Raw genomic sequence first — 19155 nt, 5'->3', positions numbered from 1 at the left:
CGGATCGTCGTATCGACGTACCAGCGCTGACGTCCCGCCGCCGGCATGCCTCGCCGGCGGCGGGACGTTTTTGCATCCGCGTCGCTTGCTGCGCGCTGCAATGCGCGACGACTTCGTCGACCGCGCATTGCACGTCGCCGCGCCCCGTGTAGATCGCGACATCGGGCAACCGCGGATGCTCGCGGTCGAGCGGGGTACGTCCCGCGGGTTGCCGGCTCTGTGAACGATCGCCGCGAAACAGTCGGCGACGCCCACGTTCTCGTCGCAGACTATCGCCAGCCTTCAGCCGAGATCGAGCGCGTTCGTCAGGTCGCCCGGCGGCGTCGCGCCGCGTGCGGCGAACGCGTTGTTGCGCAGGACCACGCCGTCGAGCGGTGCGAGCCCGTGCACGCGGCTGATGAAACGCAGGATCGAGTTCGTGTCGTACAGCGTGTGATCGACGAAGCCCTGCTTCGCGAACGGCGAGATCACGAGCGCCGGAATCCGCGAGCCGGGGCCCCAGCGGTCGCCGACCGGCGGCGCGACATGATCCCACCAGCCGCCGTTCTCGTCGTGCGTCATCACGATCACCGTGTTTTCCCATTGCGGACCGCGCCGGATGTGGTCGATCACGGTCGCGATGTGACGGTCGCCCGATTCGATGTCCGCGTAACCCGCATGCATGTTCAGGTTGCCTTGCGGCTTGTAGAACGTGACGGCCGGCAGGCGGCCCGCGTCGATGTCGGCGATGAAGTGATTGGTCGACGGATCGTCGCCGAGCCCCGCGTCGCGCAGATGCCGGCGGCGGGCTTCGGTGCCCGGCGCATAGTTCGCGAAGTAGTTGAACGGCTGGTGGTGGTACTGGAAATCGGGCACGGTGCCCGTGTCGCGATGCTCGAGCGCGTACTGCCACGCGCCGCTGTACCACGCCCAGTCGACGTTCTTCTCCGACAGGCGGTCGCCGATCGTCGCATAGCCCTGCGGCGGCATCACGCGATGGTCGGCCGGGTCCGCATACGCGGCGTTGCCCGGGTCGGGCGGCGGCACGTAGCTCGGCTGGTACGGCGGCGCCATCGTGTTCACGCCGTAGCCGTCCGGCGTCAGCGGGCCGTCGGCCGCGAACTTCGGCGGGCCGTCGAGCGCGGACGCGGGCGAATCGTCGGCGAGCTTCAGGCGCGTGCCGGCCGGATCGTCGCCTTCGACCTTCGACAGCAGTTTTGCCGCATGCGGGTGCTTGTGCGCGTCCGGATACAGCGGCGGCTGCGCGGAGATCAGGAACATGTGGTTCATCCACGAACCGCCGAAGGCCGCCATGAAGAAGTTGTCGCACAGCGTGTATTGCCGCGCCAGATTCCACAGCCGCAACGAATCGGCCGAGTTGCGGTAATGACCCATCACGAGGCCGCCCGAATCGGCCCACGCGGCGAACTGGTTGTTGCGGCCGGCCGCGATCTGCATCTGGTTCTGGTAGAAACGGTGCCACAGGTCGCGTGTGATCACGCCGTTCGGCAGCGGCCGGCCCTGCGCGTCGGCGATCCGGAACGGCGCGTTCGGCAGCCGGTCGATGTCGCGCTCGGCGATCGCATAGCGCTTGCCGTCCACTTCCTGCGCCTGCGGCACGAGCCCGCCCCAGATCTTCGGCAGCACCGGCAGCGGCGTCTTGCCGTCGCGATCGAGCTGCTGCGCGTGTTCGGGCCGCACGTCGCTGAGCGGGTACTGGACGCCGGGGAAATCGCCGTACAGGTTCGCGAAGCTGCGGTTTTCCGCGTAGATCACGACGATGTGGCGCACGCGCTGACGCAACGCCTCGTCGATGCGCAGGTCGGCGGCCGAACGCGGCGCGGTGCCCGCGGTGGTTTCGCAGCCGCCGAGCGCGACACCGGCGCCGAGCGCGGCAAGGCCGCCGAGCAAGCGGCGGCGGTCGGGGTCGGCGGGAAGGTCGTCGGGGCGATCGGGGGTATCGGTCACGTCGTGGGCTCCTCGATTGGGCGGGTGGGCGGTGTCGTTCTATGCGCGGCGGCGTCGCTCGGGCTGCCGCGATGCGTGACGGGAGGCAATTGCCGGTCGTGGCGCGGAAAGCGCAGGTGACCGAATTGTCATAAAAATGTCACGAATGCGACTATACCGCGCCGAGTGCCGCGAATGAAAGCCGTTTGTCGGACGCGTCGACGCGCGCGGCAGGCGATGCGGGACGCCCGCGCGCGAGCTAGACTGGATTCAGGGGCGGCGCGTCGTGGCGCGGCGTGCCGCCCGGGTGACGATCGCCCGGCGGCGCCGGCCGACGGCGTCGTCGCGGCGTCGTCGATCCGATGCAGCGAGGCGACCCAGCGAGGCGATGATGGTGCGAATGGCCGTCGTGTTCGCACGGCTGCCGATGCCGCGTGCCGGTTGCGCGCGCGTGTCCGCGTGAGCGCACGCCGCGCAACGCAAGAGGCCGGCCCGATGTCATGGACAGGAAATTCGACTATCCGGGATTGCTGATCGCGGCGGGCTTCTTCGTGCTGTTCGCTGCGCAGTTGCTGATGCTGCATCCGGCGTCGGCGCCGATTGCATACAGCGATTTCCACAAGCTCGTCGCCGCGCGGCTTGTCGACGATCTCGAGGTCGGCCCCGCGTCGATCTCGGGCACGCTGAAGATGCCGCGGGCCGGCGCGATGCTGCCGGCATCCGAAGCCGCGGCCGTGCAGCAGGCCGGCGCGCCGTGGCGCTTCACGACCAACCGCGTGACCGACGAGCACCTGACCGACACGCTGACCGCCGCCGGCATCCGCTATCACGGCACGCCCGACACGGGCTGGATCGCCGCGCTCGCGTCTTGGCTGCTGCCGCTCGTGCTGCTCGTGTTCGTGTGGAACATGATGCTGCGCAGGCGCGGCGGGCTGCAGGACTTCACGGGGATGGGCAAGAGCCGCGCGCGCGCGTACGTGCAGCAGGAAACCGGCATCACGTTCGACGATATCGCGGGCATCGACGAGGCGAAGGCCGAGCTGCAGCAGCTCGTCGCGTTCCTGCGCAATCCCGATCGCTACCAGCGGCTCGGCGGCAAGATCCCGAAGGGCGTGCTGATCGTCGGCGCGCCGGGCACGGGCAAGACGCTGCTTGCGCGCGCGGTGGCCGGCGAGGCGGCCGTGCCGTTCTTCTCGATCAGCGGGTCGGCATTCGTCGAGATGTTCGTCGGCGTGGGCGCGGCGCGCGTGCGCGACCTGTTCGAGCAGGCGCAGCAGAAGGCGCCGTGCATCGTATTCGTCGACGAGCTCGATGCGCTCGGCAAGGTGCGCGGCGTCGGCCCGATGTCGGGCAACGACGAGCGTGAGCAGACGCTCAACCAGCTGCTCGTCGAGATGGACGGCTTCCAGGCAGGCTCGGGCGTGATCATCATGGCCGCGACGAACCGCCCCGAGATCCTCGATCCCGCGCTGCTGCGGCCGGGCCGCTTCGATCGCCACATCGCGATCGACCGGCCCGACGTGAACGGCCGCCGGCAGATTCTCGGCGTGCACGTGAAGCGCGTGAAGCTCGCGGCCGACGTCGACCTCGGCGAACTCGCGTCGCGCACGCCGGGCTTCGTCGGCGCCGATCTCGCGAACGTCGTCAACGAGGCCGCGCTGCACGCGGCCGAACTCGGCAAGCCGGCGATCGGCATGGCCGATTTCGACGAGGCGATCGACCGCGCGCTGACCGGACTCGAGCGCAAGAGCCGCGTGATGAACGCGCAGGAGAAGCTGACCATCGCGTATCACGAAGCCGGTCATGCGCTCGTCGCGGAAAGCCGCGCGCATTGCGACCCGGTGAAGAAGGTGTCGATCATTCCGCGCGGTGTCGCCGCGCTGGGCTACACGCAGCAAGTGCCGACCGAGGATCGCTACGTGCTGCGTCGGAGCGAGCTGCTCGACCGGATCGACGCGCTGCTCGGCGGGCGTGTCGCGGAAGAGCTCGTGTTCGGCGATGTCTCGACCGGCGCGCAGAACGATCTCGAACGCGCGACCGCGATGGCACGCCACATGGTCATGCAGTACGGGATGAGCGAGAAGATCGGGCTCGCGACGTTCGACGACGGCGAGGCGCGCCAGGGCATGCCCGGTGCGTGGCAGACAGGCGCGGGTCGCTGCAGCGAGCATACGGCACGGATGATCGACGACGAGGTGCGCATGTTGCTGGCCGACGCACATGCGCGGGTGGTCGCGACGCTCGGCGAGCGCCGCGACGCGCTCGAGCGTATCGCGCGACGGCTGCTGCAATGCGAGGTGCTCGAGCGCGACGCGCTGCAGGCGCTGATCGACGGGCGCAGCGAACCGCCGCCGCCGGCAGCAGCGCCCGACGGCGCCGCCGGACCGCGCGGCGATGCGCTCGCGCCGGAGCAGGCGTCGGCGGTCGAGCGCGATTTCGTCGCGTGCGGGCCGCCGCGCGAACCCGAACGCTGAATGCGCGTCGCGGGCCCGCGAACGGTGCATGCCGCTGCGGCGATGCGCCGGCCTTCCTGTTCCCCTTTCCAGACACGGAGCCGCCATGAGCGAGGCGCACCTATCCGTCGATGTCGCGCAGCAGGCGCGCTTTTGCTTCGAAGTCAGGTTTGCCGGCACGACGCTGTCGCCGGTGCTCACCGACGAGCGGCCCCCGCTCGGCGACGGGCGCGGGCCGAACCCGGTCCGGCTGCTGGCCACGGCGGTCGCGAGCTGTCTCGCGGCGAGCCTGCTGTTCGCGCTGAACAAGCAGCACGTCGATCCGCAGCCGATTGCCGCGCATATCGACGTCGCCATGGTGCGGAACGAAGCAGGGCGCGTGCGCGTGGGCGCGATGAACGTGCGGTTGTCGATCGGCAGGACATGGGCCGATCTCGGGCGGCGACGCGCGTGCTCGATCAGTTCGATGCGTATTGCGTGGTGACCGAGCGCATGCGCGCGGGCATTCCGATTTCGGCCGACGTGTGCGACGCGAACGGTACGACGCTGGAATGCGCGGCGACCAAGGCGTGACGGTGTGTCAGTGCGTCACGATTCGGTCGCGGCCGCGACTTCGGCCGCTTCGGCGAGCGCGTCGAGAAAGCGGGTGCGCCACCAGTGCACGTCGGTCTGGCGCACGATCGCCATCAGCGCCGAGTGACGCTGGCGGCGCTCTTCGAGCGGCATCGTGAGCGCGCGCTGGATCGCCTGAGCGGTGCCTTGCGTGTCGTACGGATTGACGAGCAGCGCCGGCTTCAGCTGCTCGGCCGCGCCGGCGAAGCGCGACAGCACGAGCACGCCCGGATCGGTTGCGTCCTGTGCGGCGAGGAATTCCTTCGCGACGAGGTTCATGCCGTCGCGCAGCGGCGTGACGAGCGCGACGCGGCTCGCGCGATAGAGGCCCGGCAGGCGCTTGCGCGCAACCGTGCGGTGAATGTAGCGCATCGGCATCCATTCGAGTTCGCCGTAGTCGCCGTTGATCGCGCCGCACAGGCTGTCCATTTCGCGCCGCAGGTCGTCGTAGGCGCCGAGATTCTCGCGGCTCGGCGCGGCGATCTGGATCAGCGTCGCGCGATCGCGGTTCTCCGGATATCGTTCGAGCAACTGGCGGAACGCATGCACGCGCTGCGGCAATCCCTTCGTGTAATCGAGCCGGTCGACGCCGACGAGCAACTGGCGGCGCGAATATTCGTCGCGCATCCGGTCGAACATGTCGAGGCCGTCGCGATCGCGTGCGAGTGATTCGAATTCGTCGACGTTGATGCCGATCGGGAATGCCCCGGCCGACAACGTGCGGCCGAACGCGCGCAGGCGGCCGTCCGGCAGCCGCGCGGCACCGGCTTCCGCTTCGACGTAATGCTCGAAGTGCAGCAGATCCGATTCGGTCTGGAAGCCGACGAGGTCGTACGCGAACAGCGAGCGCATCAGCCATTCGTGTTCCGGGATCGCGGCCATGATCGGCGGCGGCGGCATCGGGATGTGCAGGAAGAAGCCGATCGGGTTCGTGCAGCCCATCGCGCGCAGCTCGGCCGCGAGCGGAATCAGCTGGTAGTCGTGGACCCAGATGGTGTCGTCGGGCCGCAGCAGCGTGCGCAGCTTGCGCGCGAACAACTGGTTCACGCGCCGGTAACCGTCGGCGAAGCGCCGGTCGAACTGCGCGAGATCGAGCCGGTAGTGAAACACCGGCCACAGCACGTTGTTCGAGTAGCCGAGGTAGTAAGCGTCGTAATCCTGCGGATCGAGATCGATCGTCGCGAGCTGGATGCCGCCGACGTTCTGGATCTGCACGTCGTCGCCGTGCGCCGGCTGATCCTCGTCGCCGCGTAGCCTGCCGCTCCAGCCGAACCATACGCCGCCGGTTTCCTGCAGGCTGTCTTTCACGGCGACGGCGAGGCCGCCGGCCGCGGCTTTACGGGGATCTGCGATGCGATTGGATACGACGACGAGTCGGCTCACCAGCTCTCCTGACGATTGTTGGGGGAAAGGTTCGTGCGGCCGAGGCGCGAGAAGCTGACGCCGCCATCGACGCGCCGTGCGCGATGCGATGGGGCCGCAGTGCGATCGGGCGGGAGTCAGGGCATGCGATTCGCCGTCCGGTCGAGGGTGCTCTTTTTAGGATACTCGTCATTCGCTCGTTTTAAAAGTCTCCATCGACGAGCGGCGCGGGAGGCAATGCAGCGCGATTTCCATGATGGCGGAATGGCCATGCGCACCAGGCGGGCGGGATCGAAACTTGCGCGACACGGCCCATGCGGCGCGCGTCATGCCATGCGGAGCGTCCGTCCGCATGCGTGCCGTGAACGCGCGGCGCGGACCGGCGACGCGCGAAACGGCGTGCGCGTCGTCGTCTCCCGGGCGGATCGGCTATACGGCGGGTTACACGGCGGCCGGTTGCCAGTGACGCATGTCGGCCTCGTGCGCATGTACGCCGTGCGACGTCACATGCGCACCGGACGGCATCCGGAATGCGGCGACCGTTTCGGACAGTTCGCGGCCCTGCGCCTCGAGCGACTTCGATGCGGCCGCGGCCTGCTCGACGAGCGCCGCGTTCTGCTGCGTCGTCTCGTCCATCTGCGTGATCGTCAGGTTCACCTGGTCGATGCCGCGGCTCTGCTCGGCCGAGGCGGCCGCGATCTCGCCCATGATGTCCGTCACGCGCGCGACGGCCTGCGTGACGTCGGACATCGTCTTGCCGGCTTCCCCCGCGAGCGCCGAGCCGTCCTGGATCGTCTGCACCGACGCGGAGATCAGCTCCTTGATTTCCTTCGCTGCCGTCGACGAGCGTTGCGCGAGACTGCGCACCTCGCTCGCGACGACCGCGAAGCCGCGACCCTGTTCGCCCGCGCGTGCGGCTTCGACAGCCGCGTTCAGCGCAAGGATGTTGGTCTGGAAGGCGATGCCCTCGATGATGCCCGTGATGTCGGCGATCTTCGACGAGCTTTGGCCGATTTCCGTCATCGTGTCGACCACGCGGCCGACCACCGAACTGCCGCGCTGCGCGACGTCCGATGCATTCGCGGCGAGCGTGCTTGCTTGTTGCGCATTCTCCGCGTTCAGCCGCACCGTCGACGTGAATTCCTCCATCGTCGCGGCGGTTTCCTGCAGCGACGCGGCCTGTTCCTCGGTGCGCTGGCTCAGGTCGAGGTTGCCCGACGCGATCTCGCTCACCGCGTGCGCGATGCTGTTCGACGAATCGCGCACGCGCCCGACGATGCCGATCAGCCGCTCGTTCATCGTTCGCAGCGCGTCGAGCAGGTCGCGCGTTTCGTCGTTGCCGCTGACCTCGATGCGGCTGCCGAGATCGCCGTTCGCGACCGTGCGTGCGACGTCCACCGCCGAGCCGATCGGCACCGTGATCTTGCGCGTAAGCCACAGACCGCCGGCCACGGCGACCGCAACCGCGATCAGGCAGATGCCGGCCAGCAGGTTGCGCTCCATCGCGTAGCGGTCCGCGAACTGCTGCGCGAGCGCGAGTTCGCGTTCATGCGTATAGGTTGCATACGCATCGGTCGCGCGCACCAGCTGCGCGAGCAGCGGGCGGCAGTTGTCGTCGATGTCGGCGGTCGCCTCGTCCTTCTTGCCGGCCTGCGCGAGCCCGACGATGCGCAGCGCGACGGGCCCGTAATTGCCCTCGATGCGCACGATGTCGCCCACCAGTTCGCGTGCGCGATCGGAGGTATCGGTTGCGTTCGCCATCATGTCCTTGAGCTTCGCGAGACGTTCCTGGACGTCCTTGTGCGCCTGGTTCACTTCGGCGAGTTCGGCTTCGACGTCGGACGGCTTGGTCACGAGCACGAGGTTGCGCGCGGCGATCGCGCGACGGTCGACCGCGGTGCGGATTTGCGCGGACAGGTTCGCCCGCGCGCTGATGCCGTGCATGTAGCGGGAGAACTCGGCGTTCGTATCGGACAGTGCCTTGAGGGCCATGCCCGACACGATCACGACGACCGCGGCGAGCAGGCCGAAGCCGCCAAGGAGTTTTGTCTTGATGCTCATTCTGGCGATTTTCACGTTGTGCCCCTGCGTGAGTAGTTGGCAAATGGAATTTATTGTTCGACCAGATACGGGCTCGTGCCGGAATTAACGGGTATACCGGATGATTCTTTACCCTTCGAAAACCCTGATATTCGTTTTTTTAGCGCTGGAAGCGTTGTCCGGAGGGGATTCTTGATCCAGATCAAAAAAACGCGGATCGCCCGTGATTCAAGGGTTTATACATGGAATCTGAAACCGGTTTTATTGGTGAAACAAGAAACTTCTATTTTATTTGCAATCGTATGACGATTTTGATTCGATTTACGGGTGAATAACGGAATTTCGTTTTCGGAAAATCGGGGAGAGCGCCGATCCGGGTGTGCGTCGCTTGATTGGCGCAATGGGCGGGTGAACGGAAACGGGCGCGCCCTGCAGGCGCGCCGGAGCGGCCCGCGGCGGACGCCGCGAGCCTTGGGAGGGTCAGAACGTGGTGCGCAATCCGGCCATCACGCTGCGCCCGCCTTCGGGCGCGAAGCCGCGCACGACCGACGTCGAATAGCGGATGTCCTGGTTCGTCAGGTTGTCGCCGCGCAGGTACGCGAGCCAGTGCGTCGGGCCGACGCGGAACTTGTAGGTCAGCATCACGCCGAGCGAGGTATAGCCGTCCGTCGAAAAATCGTTGTCCGGCACGCGATGCTGCGACCACGCGTGCGTGACCTGCGCGCGCGCGCCGAACGGCCCGTAGCCGTAGTCGGCCGCGAGCGTCGCGCGCAGCGGTGCGATGCGCGGCAGCGGCTGGCCCGTGTCGACGTTGCGCGCGTGGGTGTAGTCGGCCGTCAGTTCGAGGTCGACCGTGTGGCCGCGCCGCGAGAACGCGCGCCACTTGCCGTCCAGCTCGACGCCGTAGAACTCGGCGCGCACGCCGCGATAGATCGCCTCGTTGAGCGAGCCGTCGGTGCCGGGCGCGACGGGGTCGCCGTCGTCGTCCACGACGCGGCCGGTGTTGTACTCGGTCAGGTAGTTCGAGAAGCGGTTGTAGAACACGCCGACACTGCCGCGGTTCGGGCCGCTCGCGTAGCGCAGCGACAGGTCGGTCGACACGGCTTTTTCCTTCGACGCATTCGGGTTGCCGATCAGGAACTGGCCGGTCGCATCGTGCGGGCCGTTCGAATACAGCTCGTAGAAGGTCGGCGCGCGTTCGGTGTACGCGACGTTGGCCGCGACCGACCATACCGGCGTCAGCGAGAACAGCGCGCCGGCCGACAGGCTGCCCGCGTTGAAGTCGCGCGGTTGCGCGCCCGCGAATTTCTCGACGCCGGCCGGATCGGGATCGACCTTCACGTGCTCGAAGCGCCCGCCGAGGCTCAGCTTCAGCGCGGGGACGACCTGCCATTCCTCGAGGCCGAACAGCGCGACGCTGTTGGTGCGCGTGGACGGCACGAGCATTTCGTCGCCGAGCGCGGAGAACGTGTTCTGGCCGAACTGCACGCCGATCGCGCCTTCGAACGGGCCGATCTTGCGATGCCGCGCCTCGATGCGCGCCTCGTAGCCGCGATTGCGGAAGGTGGTCGCCGTCTCGCCGTTGTCGACTTCCTTGTGGCGATAGTCGGTGTACGCGAAATCGAACTTCAGCTTCGTAAACGGCCCGCTCAGGTTGCGCACCTCGGATGCGAGCGCCAGGCGTTCCTGGCGCATGCGCAGCCGCACGTCGCTTTCCGCGACGGAACCGTAGTTCGATTCGTAGCCGCTATAGGACAGGCCCGCGAAGCCGTCGGCCCACGTGTACGACGCGCCGACCGCGCCGCCGTGCACGCGGCCGTCGCTGTTCGGCACGCTGCCTTCCGGCTGCGGCGTGTCGGGGCCGTCGATCGCGCGTTGCTGGCTGCTGCGCGCGTAGCCGGGAATCCGCAGCTTGCTGGTTTCTCGGTCGAACGCGTCGACGTGGAACGCGAAGCGGCCGTTGCCGCCTTCGACTTGCGCGGCGCCCGCGCGCACGGAATTCGCGCCGCCGTAGCGCGCGTCGAGCGCACCCGTCACGCCCTGGATCGCTTCGCGCGGAATGCGGTTGTCGATCGTGTTAACGACGCCGCCCACCGCGTTGCCGCCGTACAGGAGCGCGGCCGGGCCGCGCACGATTTCGACGCGTTCGATCGACAGCGGATCCTGCGGCACCGCATGGTCGTACGACAGCGACGACGCATCGTAGGCCGCGACGCCGTTCTGCAGCAGCCGGATCCGGTCGCCGTCCATCCCGCGGATGATCGGGCGGCCGACCATCGGGCCGTAAGTCGTGGTCGACACGCCGGGCAGCCCGTTGAGCGTTTCGCCGAGCGAATCGGCCTGGCGGCGCGTCAGCGCATCGCCGGAAAGCTGGACGGTGGGCGCGATCAGTTCGGTGTCGCCGAGCGGGTTCGCGGTCACGAAGATCGGCGCGAGCGGGGCGGCGGCGGGCGTGCCGGACGAAGCGGGCGCATCGGTCTGCGCGTGGGCGACGGCGGCGAACACCATCAGCGACAGGGACGAGAGCGGGCGAAGCGGTAAGCGAGGGAGGTCGCGCATGGTCGGTGAATCGGTTGGAATCGGATCGGATAACGAGCGATGCGGATCACGGCTGGATACGATATATTGTTGCGTCAATGACGCGCAGTGACCCGTTGAAACATGGCTCGACGAGGCCCGGTCGCTCAACGCGGGATGGCGTCGGGCGGACGAGTTCGCGAAATGATATGTTATATCATTACAAAATCCAAGCTGAACGGCTGTCGTCGCGGGGCTTCAGCCCGATCGCCGGGAGGGCGGCGGCGAGCGGGCGGTGTCCGCCGCTGCGAGCTTCGTCCCCGCTGCGACCGTGGCGAATCCGCGCCGGTCGACGCATCCGTCCCGATGCGTTGACCCGTATCAACGTGCTCCGACGCCGAAACCGGATACTGGGTCGCTCATCGACCAGACAGGAGCAACGCATGACCCAGACCATGAAAGCGGCCGTGGTACACGCGTTCGGCGAGCCGTTGCGCATCGAGGAAGTCCCGATCCCTGCGCCGGGGCCCGGCCGGATTCTCGTCAACATCAAGGCGTCGGGTGTCTGCCATACCGATCTGCACGCGGCGGACGGCGACTGGCCGGTCAAGCCGTCGCTGCCGTTCATTCCGGGCCATGAAGGCGTGGGCATCGTTGCCGCGGTCGGCGCGGGCGTCACGCACGTGCGCGAGGGCGACCGCGTCGGCGTACCGTGGCTCTACACGGCATGCGGCCATTGCGAGTACTGCTGCACGGGCTGGGAAACGCTGTGCCACGGCCAGCAGAACACCGGTTATTCGGTGAACGGCAGCTACGCGGAATACGTGCTGGCCGATCCCGATTACGTCGGCCAGTTGCCCGCGCAGGTGGCATTCGACGAGATCGCGCCGATCCTGTGTGCAGGCGTCACGGTCTACAAGGGCATTCGCGTCACCGATACGCGCCCGGGCCAGTGGCTGGCGATCTCCGGCATCGGCGGTCTCGGGCACGTGGCCGTGCAATACGCGCGTGCGATGGGCCTGCACGTCGCGGCCGTCGACATCTCGCCCGACAAGCTCGCGCTGGCACGGCAACTGGGCGCGCAGCTGACGATCGATGCGTCGGTCGACGACCCCGCGAAAGTGATCCAGAAGGAAATCGGCGGCGCGCACGGCGTGCTCGTCACGGCCGTGTCGCGCAGCGCGTTCGCGCAGGCGCTCGGGATGGTCCGGCGCGGCGGCACGGTGGCGCTCAACGGGTTGCCGCCGGGCGATTTCCCGTTGCCGATCTTCTCGACCGTGCTGAACGGCATCACCGTGCGCGGGTCGATCGTCGGCACGCGGCGCGATCTGCAGGAGTCGCTCGATTTCGCGGCGGACGGCCTGGTGCGCGCGCACATCCACCGCGACCGGCTCGCCAACATCAACGACGTATTCGCGAAGCTGCGGGAAGGAAAGGTCGACGGACGCATCGTGCTGACCGACATGCAGTGAGGCCGTGACCCTGCGCGTGCCGCCGCGCGCCGACCGGCATCGTGCGGCGGCGCGGCGGTCAGCCTCGCATCACGGTGCGAAGAACACGTCGGTGCGGTTCGTCAGGTTGCCCGCGTTGGTCTGCACGAAGAACGGGTGGAACGACGATGACGGGAGCACGTCGAGCCCCTGGTAGTCGCCGATGAAGAATCCTTCGGCGTTGGGGGCGAGCTTCATGTCGAACGGGCCGCCGACGCGCCGCTCGTCGGCGAACGTCGTGCCGCCGTCATGCGAGATCTTGCGCCAGAAGCCGGTCGGCAGCGTCGTCGTGTTGCCGGCCTGCAGATCGCGGAAGTCGTAGTAGGTGACCATCACGGCGCCCGTGTTGTCGACGCGCACCGACGGATTGAACGCGGGGCGCCCGGTCGGCGTGTTCAACTGCTGCGGCGTGCTCCACGTCGCGCCGCCGTCCTTCGACGTCGAGACGGCGATCTCGTCGTACTTGCCGCCGTTGAAGCGGCTGTCCTGCCACACCACGTAGAGCTGCCCCGAGGCCGGATCGATCGCGGGTTCCGGAATGATGTCGCCGGTGCGCACGGGCTCGCCGGTGTTCGGGTCGGTGACGCCGACCGTCTGCAGCCCCGCGATCACCCGTGGCTTCGTCCACGTCGCGCCGTCGTCGCTCGACTGGATGAACGCGACCTTGCCGGCGGCCTTGCTGAACGGCGGTTGGATCAGGTCGAAGAAGTCGTAGAGCGTGCCGCTCTTCGGATCGACGACGATCTGGTTGCCGATCGTCTGCTGACGCGACGGCACGTTGACGATGACTTTCGCGGCGCTCCATGTCTTGCCGCCGTCGGTCGTCTTCGAGAACAGCGTCGGTCCGCGGAACGCCTGCGTATGCAGGTTCGCGTACGGGTTGCCGTTCGGCAGCTCGAGGCGGTCCCATACCGCATAGGCGGTGCCGGCCTTCACGGGGTTCGCCGTCACCGATTCCTTGTCGTTGAAGAACTGCGTCGTCGGCTCGTCGTTCGCGATCAGCACGGCCGGGCTGCTCCACGTCTGTCCGCCGTCGGTCGATACCGACGCGGCCACCGCGTTGGCGTTGTTCGACTGGTTGAACGAGATCGATACCGAATACGCGGTGCCGTCCGGCCCGAACGATACCCACGGATCGGACGCGCGCTCGTACTTCAGCCCGCCCGGCGCGCATGCGCTGAACGGCTGCGGCGTGCGGGCCCAGGTCGCGCCCGCGTCGAACGTGTAGCCGGCGACGAGCCCGTGGGCGCCGCCGTTCGACCAGCGGTCCTGCTGCCACACGCCGATCATGTTCGTCGGGTTCGCGGGGTTGACCGCGAGCCACGGCTCGACTTCGGCATTCACGTAGTTGGTGCCGGGGCCGCCGATGGTGCACGCGACGAACGGGCTCGGGCCGGACACGACGACAGGCTCGGCGTGCGCCGCGGCAGCGGCGGCCATCGCCATCGCGGCGGACAGGCGGGTGACAAGCGAAGGGGACACGATCGTGCGTCGCATGGACTGCTCCTCGTTGACGGGCGGTGGCGACGAGATGGCGCGCGCACGGCCACGCGAGCCGGGGCGCGGCGAATCGTGCCGCGCCCGCCGCTGCGTGCCGTTCAGGATGCCGCTTCAGTCATCGCGATCCGCGTGCGCTGGAATCCGCCAGCACATCGGTTAAGACTCCTCTTCATTTTCATTGCTTGTCGGGTGTGCCTGGGAGGTCGACTCGGCGGGAAGGCCGGTCCGGGCATGCGACGAATGTGTCGAGGTGGATTGCAATGTAGGTGATTCGAATGCTGCCCGACAGGCAGTTTTTTGTAACAGTAAGTAGCCGGAAAGCGTTGCCGGCGGTGTGTGCCGGCCACGCAAAATTTGCCGTCGCGACGGCATGGAAATCGAATCGATAACGCGAATCGCAATTGCTTCGATTGATGCCGGTGCGGCCCGGTGACGGACGGGGAGCGCGCCGTTCAGCGCTCGGCCGGAAACCGGTCCTGCAACGCGTGCAGCCAGCGGGCGACGACATCGAGTTCGTCGTCGGAAAACCCGTCGCACAGCTTGCCGTTCAGTTCGCGCAGCAGCACGCGCGCGCGCTTGAGCGCCGCGTGGCCGTCGTCGGTCAGGTACAGCCGCGTTGCGCGGCCGTCGTCCGAATCGGCGTGACGCGCGATGAGGCCGGCCTTCGCCATGCGGTCGGCGAGGCCCGTCATCGCGGACGGCGCGAGTTGCAGCGCGGCGCCGACTTCGCCGATCAGCGCGCCGTCCTGCTTCGCGAGACAGAACAGCGCGCCGGCCTGCGCGGCGCTCGCGCGCGTCTCGGTTTCGGCCTTGCGGTCGATCCAGCGCTGCACGCGCCGCTGGCCGATGTTCAACATGAAAAAGAGTCGTCGGTCTTCGCTCAAGCTGGGTTCCCGGCTGCAATGGAAAGGGAGGGACGGCCCGCGGTGCGCGGCGTGTCGAGTGCCCGCGCGAGCCAGTCGGCCACGTCGGGCCACAGCACGGTGCCGGGCCGGCTGCGAAAGAAGCCCATGTGCCCGACCGGGCCGCTGCCCGCCGCGTGCGGATCGATCTGGCGGCGTTCGACCTGTGCGCGGGTCAGATAGCTTACCAGCAGGCCGATCGCGGCCGGGTTCGCCCACGGATCGTCGTCGAAGCCGAGCGCGAGAATCGGCAACCGTTGCTTCGCGAAGCGCTCGGCCGCGCCGAGCGTCGGATCGTCGAAGAAATAATGCGGCAGCGTCGTCCAGCGGCTCCATTCGCGGAACACGCCGGCCGGCAGATCCTCGCCGAGCCCGAGCCGCTTGCCGGGTACGTAGCCGAGCAACATGGACGTCAGCGGGCCGAGCACGCGCAGGATCAGCCGCACCTTCACGCGTTCGGCCGCCCGCGCGATCAGCCGCGTGCTGCCCGCATGCGCGGCGACGAGCACCGCCGCGCGCAGGTGCGGCGTCGCGGCGGACAGTCCGATCGCATGCCCGCCGACACTGTGGCCGACCGCCAGCAGCGGCAGACCTTCGTACGCCTGCCGCGCCCATGCGGTCGCGGCGCCGACGTCGAGCTCCATCCAGTCGCGCATGCGCGAGCGCAGCGCGGCCAGGCGCGCGGGCCGCGACGCGCCGATGCCGCGGTAGTTGTAGGTCAGCGCCGCGAAGCCGCGTTCGGTCAGGAAGCGCGCGAAGCCCGCATACAGCCGTTCGGGCACGGCCGTTGCCGGATGGATCAGCACCAGCGCGCGCGGCGCGGCGTCCGGCGACCACAGCGTGCCGCGCAGCGTGTAGCCGTCGGCGGCGGAAAACTCGATGGGTTGGGAGGTCATGGCCGTGCTTGTTCCGGGTAGTTGTTTCGCATACGAAATATAGTCCCGGATTTATTTCGCGCACGAAATATCTATCGAGTAATCATTCGAACGGCGAACGGCGGCGGTCCGGGGCGAGCCCGGTGCGATTGCGCTCGCTTCATAAAATATTTGCATCTTTACAAAGCAGAATATTGCGTTTGTCTCATAAAGCAGATCGACGTATCGTCACCGGTTTCATCCGGTCCGCCTGTCGTTGCACTCGGCGGACGACGCGGCGCCGCCTTCGCGGGGCCGCCTGCCAACCTTCCGGGAGATCACGTTGTCGAGCCGAATCGTCATGGCGCTCTTGCTGGCGCTTGCCGCCCAGCCGGGCTTTGCCAAGGACACCGTCACGCTGCGCGTCGGTGAACAGAACTACTTCAACATCCAGGCGTCGATGGAGGCGTCCGGCGCGCTGAAGGACCTGCCTTACACGATCGAGTGGAAGCACTTTCAGGCCGCCGCTCCCGTCGCCGAAAGCCTGAACGGCAATGCGATCGACGTCGGCTTCCTCGGCGATTCCGCGCTGCTGACGCTGGCCGCGCGCGGCGCGCCGGTCAAGGTCGTCGCGGTATCGCGGCAAAGCCTCGACGGCGTCGCGATCCTCGTGCCGAAGGATTCGCCTGTGCGCACCGTGGCCGACCTGCAGGGCAAGACCATCGCCGTCTGGCGCGGCGCGTGGAGCCAGCAGCTCGTGCTGCGCGCGCTCGAACACGCGGGCCTGCGCGCCGATTCGGTCAAGTACGCGTACCTGATGCCGATCGATGCGACCAACGCGCTCGCGAACGGCTCGGTCGACGCCGTGTCGCTGTGGGAGCCGTTCGTCAGCACCCTCGCGCTGCGGCAAGGCGCGCGGACGGTGACGACCGCGCAGGGGTTGATGCCCGCGCTGAGTTTCGTCGCCGCGAACGAGCAGGCCGCATCGGGCAAGCGTGCCGAGATCACCGACTTCCTGCGGCGCGTGGTGGCCGCGCGTCAGTGGGTCGACAGCCATCCGCGCGAGTACGCGGACCTGTGGGCGAAGCGCGCGAAGCTCGAACCGGACGTCGCGTACCGCTGGCTGAACAACGCGAAGCAGCGCGTCGGCCCGGTCGACGAAACGGCCGCGAAGGACGCGCAGAATACCGCCGACTTCCTGCACAAGGCCGGCGTGATTCCGGTCGCGTACGACACGTCGAAACTGCTCGACCGCTCGTATGCGGGCGCATTCGCGGTGCCCGCGCAGAAGACGGCCGCCGCGCAGTGACCGTCCGGCCATTCCGGCGATTTTCCCGATTCCCGATCGATCCACCCAAGGACATTCCGACATGCCAGTCGACATCATCGGCATGATCACCGCGACGCCCGGCGCGGAGGTCGACGTACCGGGCGGCGCGGCCGTCCAGCCCGATTACGTGCGCCGCTTCGCGCAGGCGCACGAGGCGGCCGGCTTCGACCAGATCCTGGTCGGCCATTTCAGCAACGCGGCGGACGGCTTCATCGTCGCGTCGTTCGCGGCCGCCGCGACCGAGCGCATCCGCATCCTGCTCGCGCATCGGCCGGGCGTGATCGTGCCGTCGGCCGCCGCGCGGCAGATCGCGACGCTCGACGTGTTCAGCGGCGGCCGGCTGGCGCTGAATGTCGTGTCGGGCGGCGACGACGCGGACCTGCAGCGCGACGGCGATTTCGTGCCGCACGATGCGCGCTACCGCCGCACCGGCGAATATCTCGACGTGCTGAAGCGGATCTGGCTGGCCGACGCGCCGGTCGATCACGACGGCACGTTCTACCGGCTGCGTGGCGCGTCGCCGCTCGTGAAGGGCACGCAGCGGCCGCATGTGCCGATCTATTTCGGCGGGTCGTCGCCGGCCGCGCTGGCGGTCGCGGGCGAGCATGCGGACGTCTACATGACCTGGGGCGAGCCGCTCGAGGCGGTGCGCGAGCAGATCGCGCGCGTGCGGGCCGCCGCCGCGCCGTTCGGGCGTGCACCGCGTGTCAGCGTGTCGTTCCGGCCGATCGTTGCCGATACCGAGGCGGCCGCCTGGGAGAAGGCCGAGGCGATCCGCGCGCGCGTGCGCGCGGCGCGGGTCGCGAACGGCCAGCCGATTGCCGGACATGCGCCGCAGAATGCGGGCTCGCAGCGGCTGATGGCAGCGGCCGCACAGGGCGACGTGCTCGACGAGCGGTTGTGGATGGGGGTCGCGAACCTGACCGGCGCGCGCTGGAATTCGACCGCGCTGGTCGGCACGCCGGAACAGGTCGCGCGGGCGCTGGGCGCGTATTACCGGCTCGGCGTGTCGACGTTCCTGATTCGCGGGTTCGATCCGCTCGACGATGCGCTGGCCTACGGGCGCGACCTGATTCCGGCGATTCACGCGCATGTTGCGGAACTCGACCGGCATCAGGCAGCCGTGCCGGCATAGAAGAACAGCCCGCACGTCGAATCGCCCCGGCAGGTCCCTCGCGGCATGCCGGGGCGATTGCATGGGCGGTTCAGAACGACGGCAACCCCGGCGGATTGGTTTCCGCGCGCGCGATCGCCTCGCTCTGCAACCCCCAACGCGCGAGCGCCTGCCCGTAACGACCGCTGCCGATCAGCGCATTCGTCGCGAGCGTCAGCGCCGGTGCGAGCCCGCTGCCGCGACGCGTCGCGATCGCGACATCGGCATTGGCCGGCCAGCCCGCATTGACAACGCCGACGCGGCGGATCTTGCCGCTGCGCGCGGCCTCGTACGCGAGCGACGCGTTCGGGTTCAGCTCCGCATCGGCGCGGCCCGACAGCAGCGCGACGCGCGCCGTCGCATCGTCGTCGAAGTAGAGCAGTTCGGCCGGCTTCAGCCCCTGCGCGACGTTGCGCTTGCTCCATTCGAGCAGGATGCGCTCCTGGCTCGTGCCGGCGCCTGTGATGATCCGCAGGCCCGCGACGTCCTTCGGCTCGGCGATCTTCGCGATCGGGCTGCCGGTGCGCACGTAGAAGCCGTGCAGCCCGAGCCGGTAGGTCGTGAAGTCGTATTTCTCCTTGCGCTTCTCGGTCACGCCCACGTTCGAGATCACCGCGTCGTACTTGCCGGACGTCAGCCCGAGCGGCCAGTCGGCCCAGGCGATCGGCACCAGCACGAGCGTGCGACCGAGCGCGTCGGCGACGAGCTGCGCGTAATCGGGATCGGCGCCGACCACGGTGCGCGCGTCGGTCGCGTAGGTCGACACGGGCGGCGCGTGCGGCGAAATCGCGACCGTGAATGCGCCGTCGCGCACCCAGCGGTAGGCGGCCGCCGCGCGGATCGCCGCGTCGTCGCGGTCCGCGCGCAGGCGGCCGGCCTGGCGCGGGTCGAGATCGGCGGTGGCCGCCGCCGCGTGCGCGGCCTGCCACGGCAGGACGGTCGCCGCGGCCAGCGCGGCGGTGATGAACTGGCGCCGGTCGGTCATCGTGCGGCTCCTTGCAGGGGGGACGCGGCGC

14 protein-coding genes are annotated in these 19155 nt (G+C 68.5%); 6 read left to right on the top strand and 8 right to left on the bottom strand.

Features of this window, described 5'->3' with window-relative positions:
- Positions 1-282: 282 nt before the first annotated feature.
- Entirely contained in the window at positions 283-1947 is a 1665-nt protein-coding gene (locus AC1VVG_RS27510) for an acid phosphatase (protein WP_034191315.1), read from the bottom strand.
- Between the two features lie 479 nt (positions 1948-2426).
- Here AC1VVG_RS27510 and ftsH point away from each other — a divergent pair, with 479 nt between their 5' ends.
- From ftsH to AC1VVG_RS27495, 3 genes are all read left to right on the top strand, one after another.
- Positions 2427-4400: an ATP-dependent zinc metalloprotease FtsH gene (gene ftsH, locus AC1VVG_RS27505; RefSeq protein WP_367188446.1), complete on the top strand. Its 1974-nt coding sequence runs from the start codon at positions 2427-2429 to the stop codon at positions 4398-4400.
- 85 nt (positions 4401-4485) lie between these two features.
- Complete coding sequence (locus tag AC1VVG_RS27500) at positions 4486-4863, top strand: OsmC family protein (RefSeq protein ID WP_482836859.1); 378 nt, start codon at positions 4486-4488, stop codon at positions 4861-4863.
- Positions 4830-4952 carry a hypothetical protein gene (locus tag AC1VVG_RS27495; RefSeq protein WP_343727147.1) on the top strand — a complete coding sequence of 41 codons (123 nt, stop codon included), beginning with the start codon at positions 4830-4832 and terminating at the stop codon, positions 4950-4952. Before AC1VVG_RS27500 ends, AC1VVG_RS27495 begins: the two co-directional genes overlap by 34 nt.
- A gap of 15 nt (positions 4953-4967) precedes the next feature.
- Here AC1VVG_RS27495 and otsA read toward each other — a convergent pair whose 3' ends face one another.
- The 3 genes from otsA to AC1VVG_RS27480 form a co-directional block, all read right to left on the bottom strand.
- Entirely contained in the window at positions 4968-6374 is a 1407-nt protein-coding gene (gene otsA, locus AC1VVG_RS27490) for an alpha,alpha-trehalose-phosphate synthase (UDP-forming) (RefSeq protein ID WP_034191319.1), read from the bottom strand.
- Between the two features lie 420 nt (positions 6375-6794).
- Positions 6795-8414 carry a methyl-accepting chemotaxis protein gene (locus AC1VVG_RS27485; protein ID WP_367188444.1) on the bottom strand — a complete coding sequence of 540 codons (1620 nt, stop codon included), beginning with the start codon at positions 8412-8414 and terminating at the stop codon, positions 6795-6797.
- A 459-nt stretch (positions 8415-8873) separates the two neighbouring features.
- Positions 8874-10952, bottom strand: coding sequence for a TonB-dependent receptor (locus tag AC1VVG_RS27480; protein WP_226227486.1), 2079 nt, complete (start codon positions 10950-10952; stop codon positions 8874-8876).
- A gap of 401 nt (positions 10953-11353) precedes the next feature.
- On the opposite strand from AC1VVG_RS27480, the gene adhP reads away from it, so the two are divergent.
- Entirely contained in the window at positions 11354-12382 is a 1029-nt protein-coding gene (gene adhP, locus AC1VVG_RS27475; protein ID WP_059556564.1) for an alcohol dehydrogenase AdhP, read from the top strand.
- 69 nt (positions 12383-12451) lie between these two features.
- Here adhP and AC1VVG_RS27470 read toward each other — a convergent pair whose 3' ends face one another.
- From AC1VVG_RS27470 to AC1VVG_RS27460, 3 genes are all read right to left on the bottom strand, one after another.
- Positions 12452-13897, bottom strand: a complete 1446-nt coding sequence (locus AC1VVG_RS27470) for a sialidase family protein (protein WP_034191323.1) — start codon at positions 13895-13897, stop codon at positions 12452-12454.
- A gap of 455 nt (positions 13898-14352) precedes the next feature.
- Complete coding sequence (locus AC1VVG_RS27465; RefSeq protein ID WP_034191324.1) at positions 14353-14784, bottom strand: MarR family winged helix-turn-helix transcriptional regulator; 432 nt, start codon at positions 14782-14784, stop codon at positions 14353-14355.
- Entirely contained in the window at positions 14781-15698 is a 918-nt protein-coding gene (locus AC1VVG_RS27460) for an alpha/beta hydrolase family protein (protein ID WP_049035347.1), read from the bottom strand. Before AC1VVG_RS27460 ends, AC1VVG_RS27465 begins: the two co-directional genes overlap by 4 nt.
- A gap of 319 nt (positions 15699-16017) precedes the next feature.
- Between AC1VVG_RS27460 and AC1VVG_RS27455 the strand changes: the two genes are divergently transcribed.
- Together AC1VVG_RS27455 and AC1VVG_RS27450 are read left to right on the top strand one after the other, a co-directional pair.
- Entirely contained in the window at positions 16018-16965 is a 948-nt protein-coding gene (locus tag AC1VVG_RS27455) for an ABC transporter substrate-binding protein (protein WP_049035346.1), read from the top strand.
- A 61-nt stretch (positions 16966-17026) separates the two neighbouring features.
- The gene (locus AC1VVG_RS27450; protein ID WP_301740960.1) at positions 17027-18121 is read left to right on the top strand and encodes an LLM class flavin-dependent oxidoreductase; all 1095 of its coding nucleotides are present in this window, start codon (positions 17027-17029) and stop codon (positions 18119-18121) included.
- A 70-nt stretch (positions 18122-18191) separates the two neighbouring features.
- Here AC1VVG_RS27450 and AC1VVG_RS27445 read toward each other — a convergent pair whose 3' ends face one another.
- Positions 18192-19124 carry an ABC transporter substrate-binding protein gene (locus AC1VVG_RS27445; protein WP_059556561.1) on the bottom strand — a complete coding sequence of 311 codons (933 nt, stop codon included), beginning with the start codon at positions 19122-19124 and terminating at the stop codon, positions 18192-18194.
- Positions 19125-19155: the final 31 nt, after the last annotated feature.

This window comes from Burkholderia sp. L-4, assembly GCF_056856535.1.
Note: the sequence above shows the minus strand (reverse complement) of the source record. Positions and strands in the feature narration are given on the sequence as shown.

Excerpts from the sequence above, each read along its gene's own strand:
- AC1VVG_RS27500 (WP_482836859.1), top strand. The coding sequence starts at position 4,486 with ATGAGCGAGGCGCACCTATCCGTCGATGTCGCGCAGCAGGCGCGCTTT.
- AC1VVG_RS27470 (WP_034191323.1), bottom strand. The coding sequence starts at position 13,897 with ATGCGACGCACGATCGTGTCCCCTTCGCTTGTCACCCGCCTGTCCGCC.
- AC1VVG_RS27450 (WP_301740960.1), top strand. The coding sequence starts at position 17,027 with ATGCCAGTCGACATCATCGGCATGATCACCGCGACGCCCGGCGCGGAG.
- AC1VVG_RS27460 (WP_049035347.1), bottom strand. The coding sequence starts at position 15,698 with ATGACCTCCCAACCCATCGAGTTTTCCGCCGCCGACGGCTACACGCTG.
- AC1VVG_RS27445 (WP_059556561.1), bottom strand. The coding sequence starts at position 19,124 with ATGACCGACCGGCGCCAGTTCATCACCGCCGCGCTGGCCGCGGCGACC.
- adhP (WP_059556564.1), top strand. The coding sequence starts at position 11,354 with ATGACCCAGACCATGAAAGCGGCCGTGGTACACGCGTTCGGCGAGCCG.
- AC1VVG_RS27480 (WP_226227486.1), bottom strand. The coding sequence starts at position 10,952 with ATGCGCGACCTCCCTCGCTTACCGCTTCGCCCGCTCTCGTCCCTGTCG.
- AC1VVG_RS27485 (WP_367188444.1), bottom strand. The coding sequence starts at position 8,414 with ATGAGCATCAAGACAAAACTCCTTGGCGGCTTCGGCCTGCTCGCCGCG.
- AC1VVG_RS27455 (WP_049035346.1), top strand. The coding sequence starts at position 16,018 with ATGGCGCTCTTGCTGGCGCTTGCCGCCCAGCCGGGCTTTGCCAAGGAC.
- ftsH (WP_367188446.1), top strand. The coding sequence starts at position 2,427 with ATGGACAGGAAATTCGACTATCCGGGATTGCTGATCGCGGCGGGCTTC.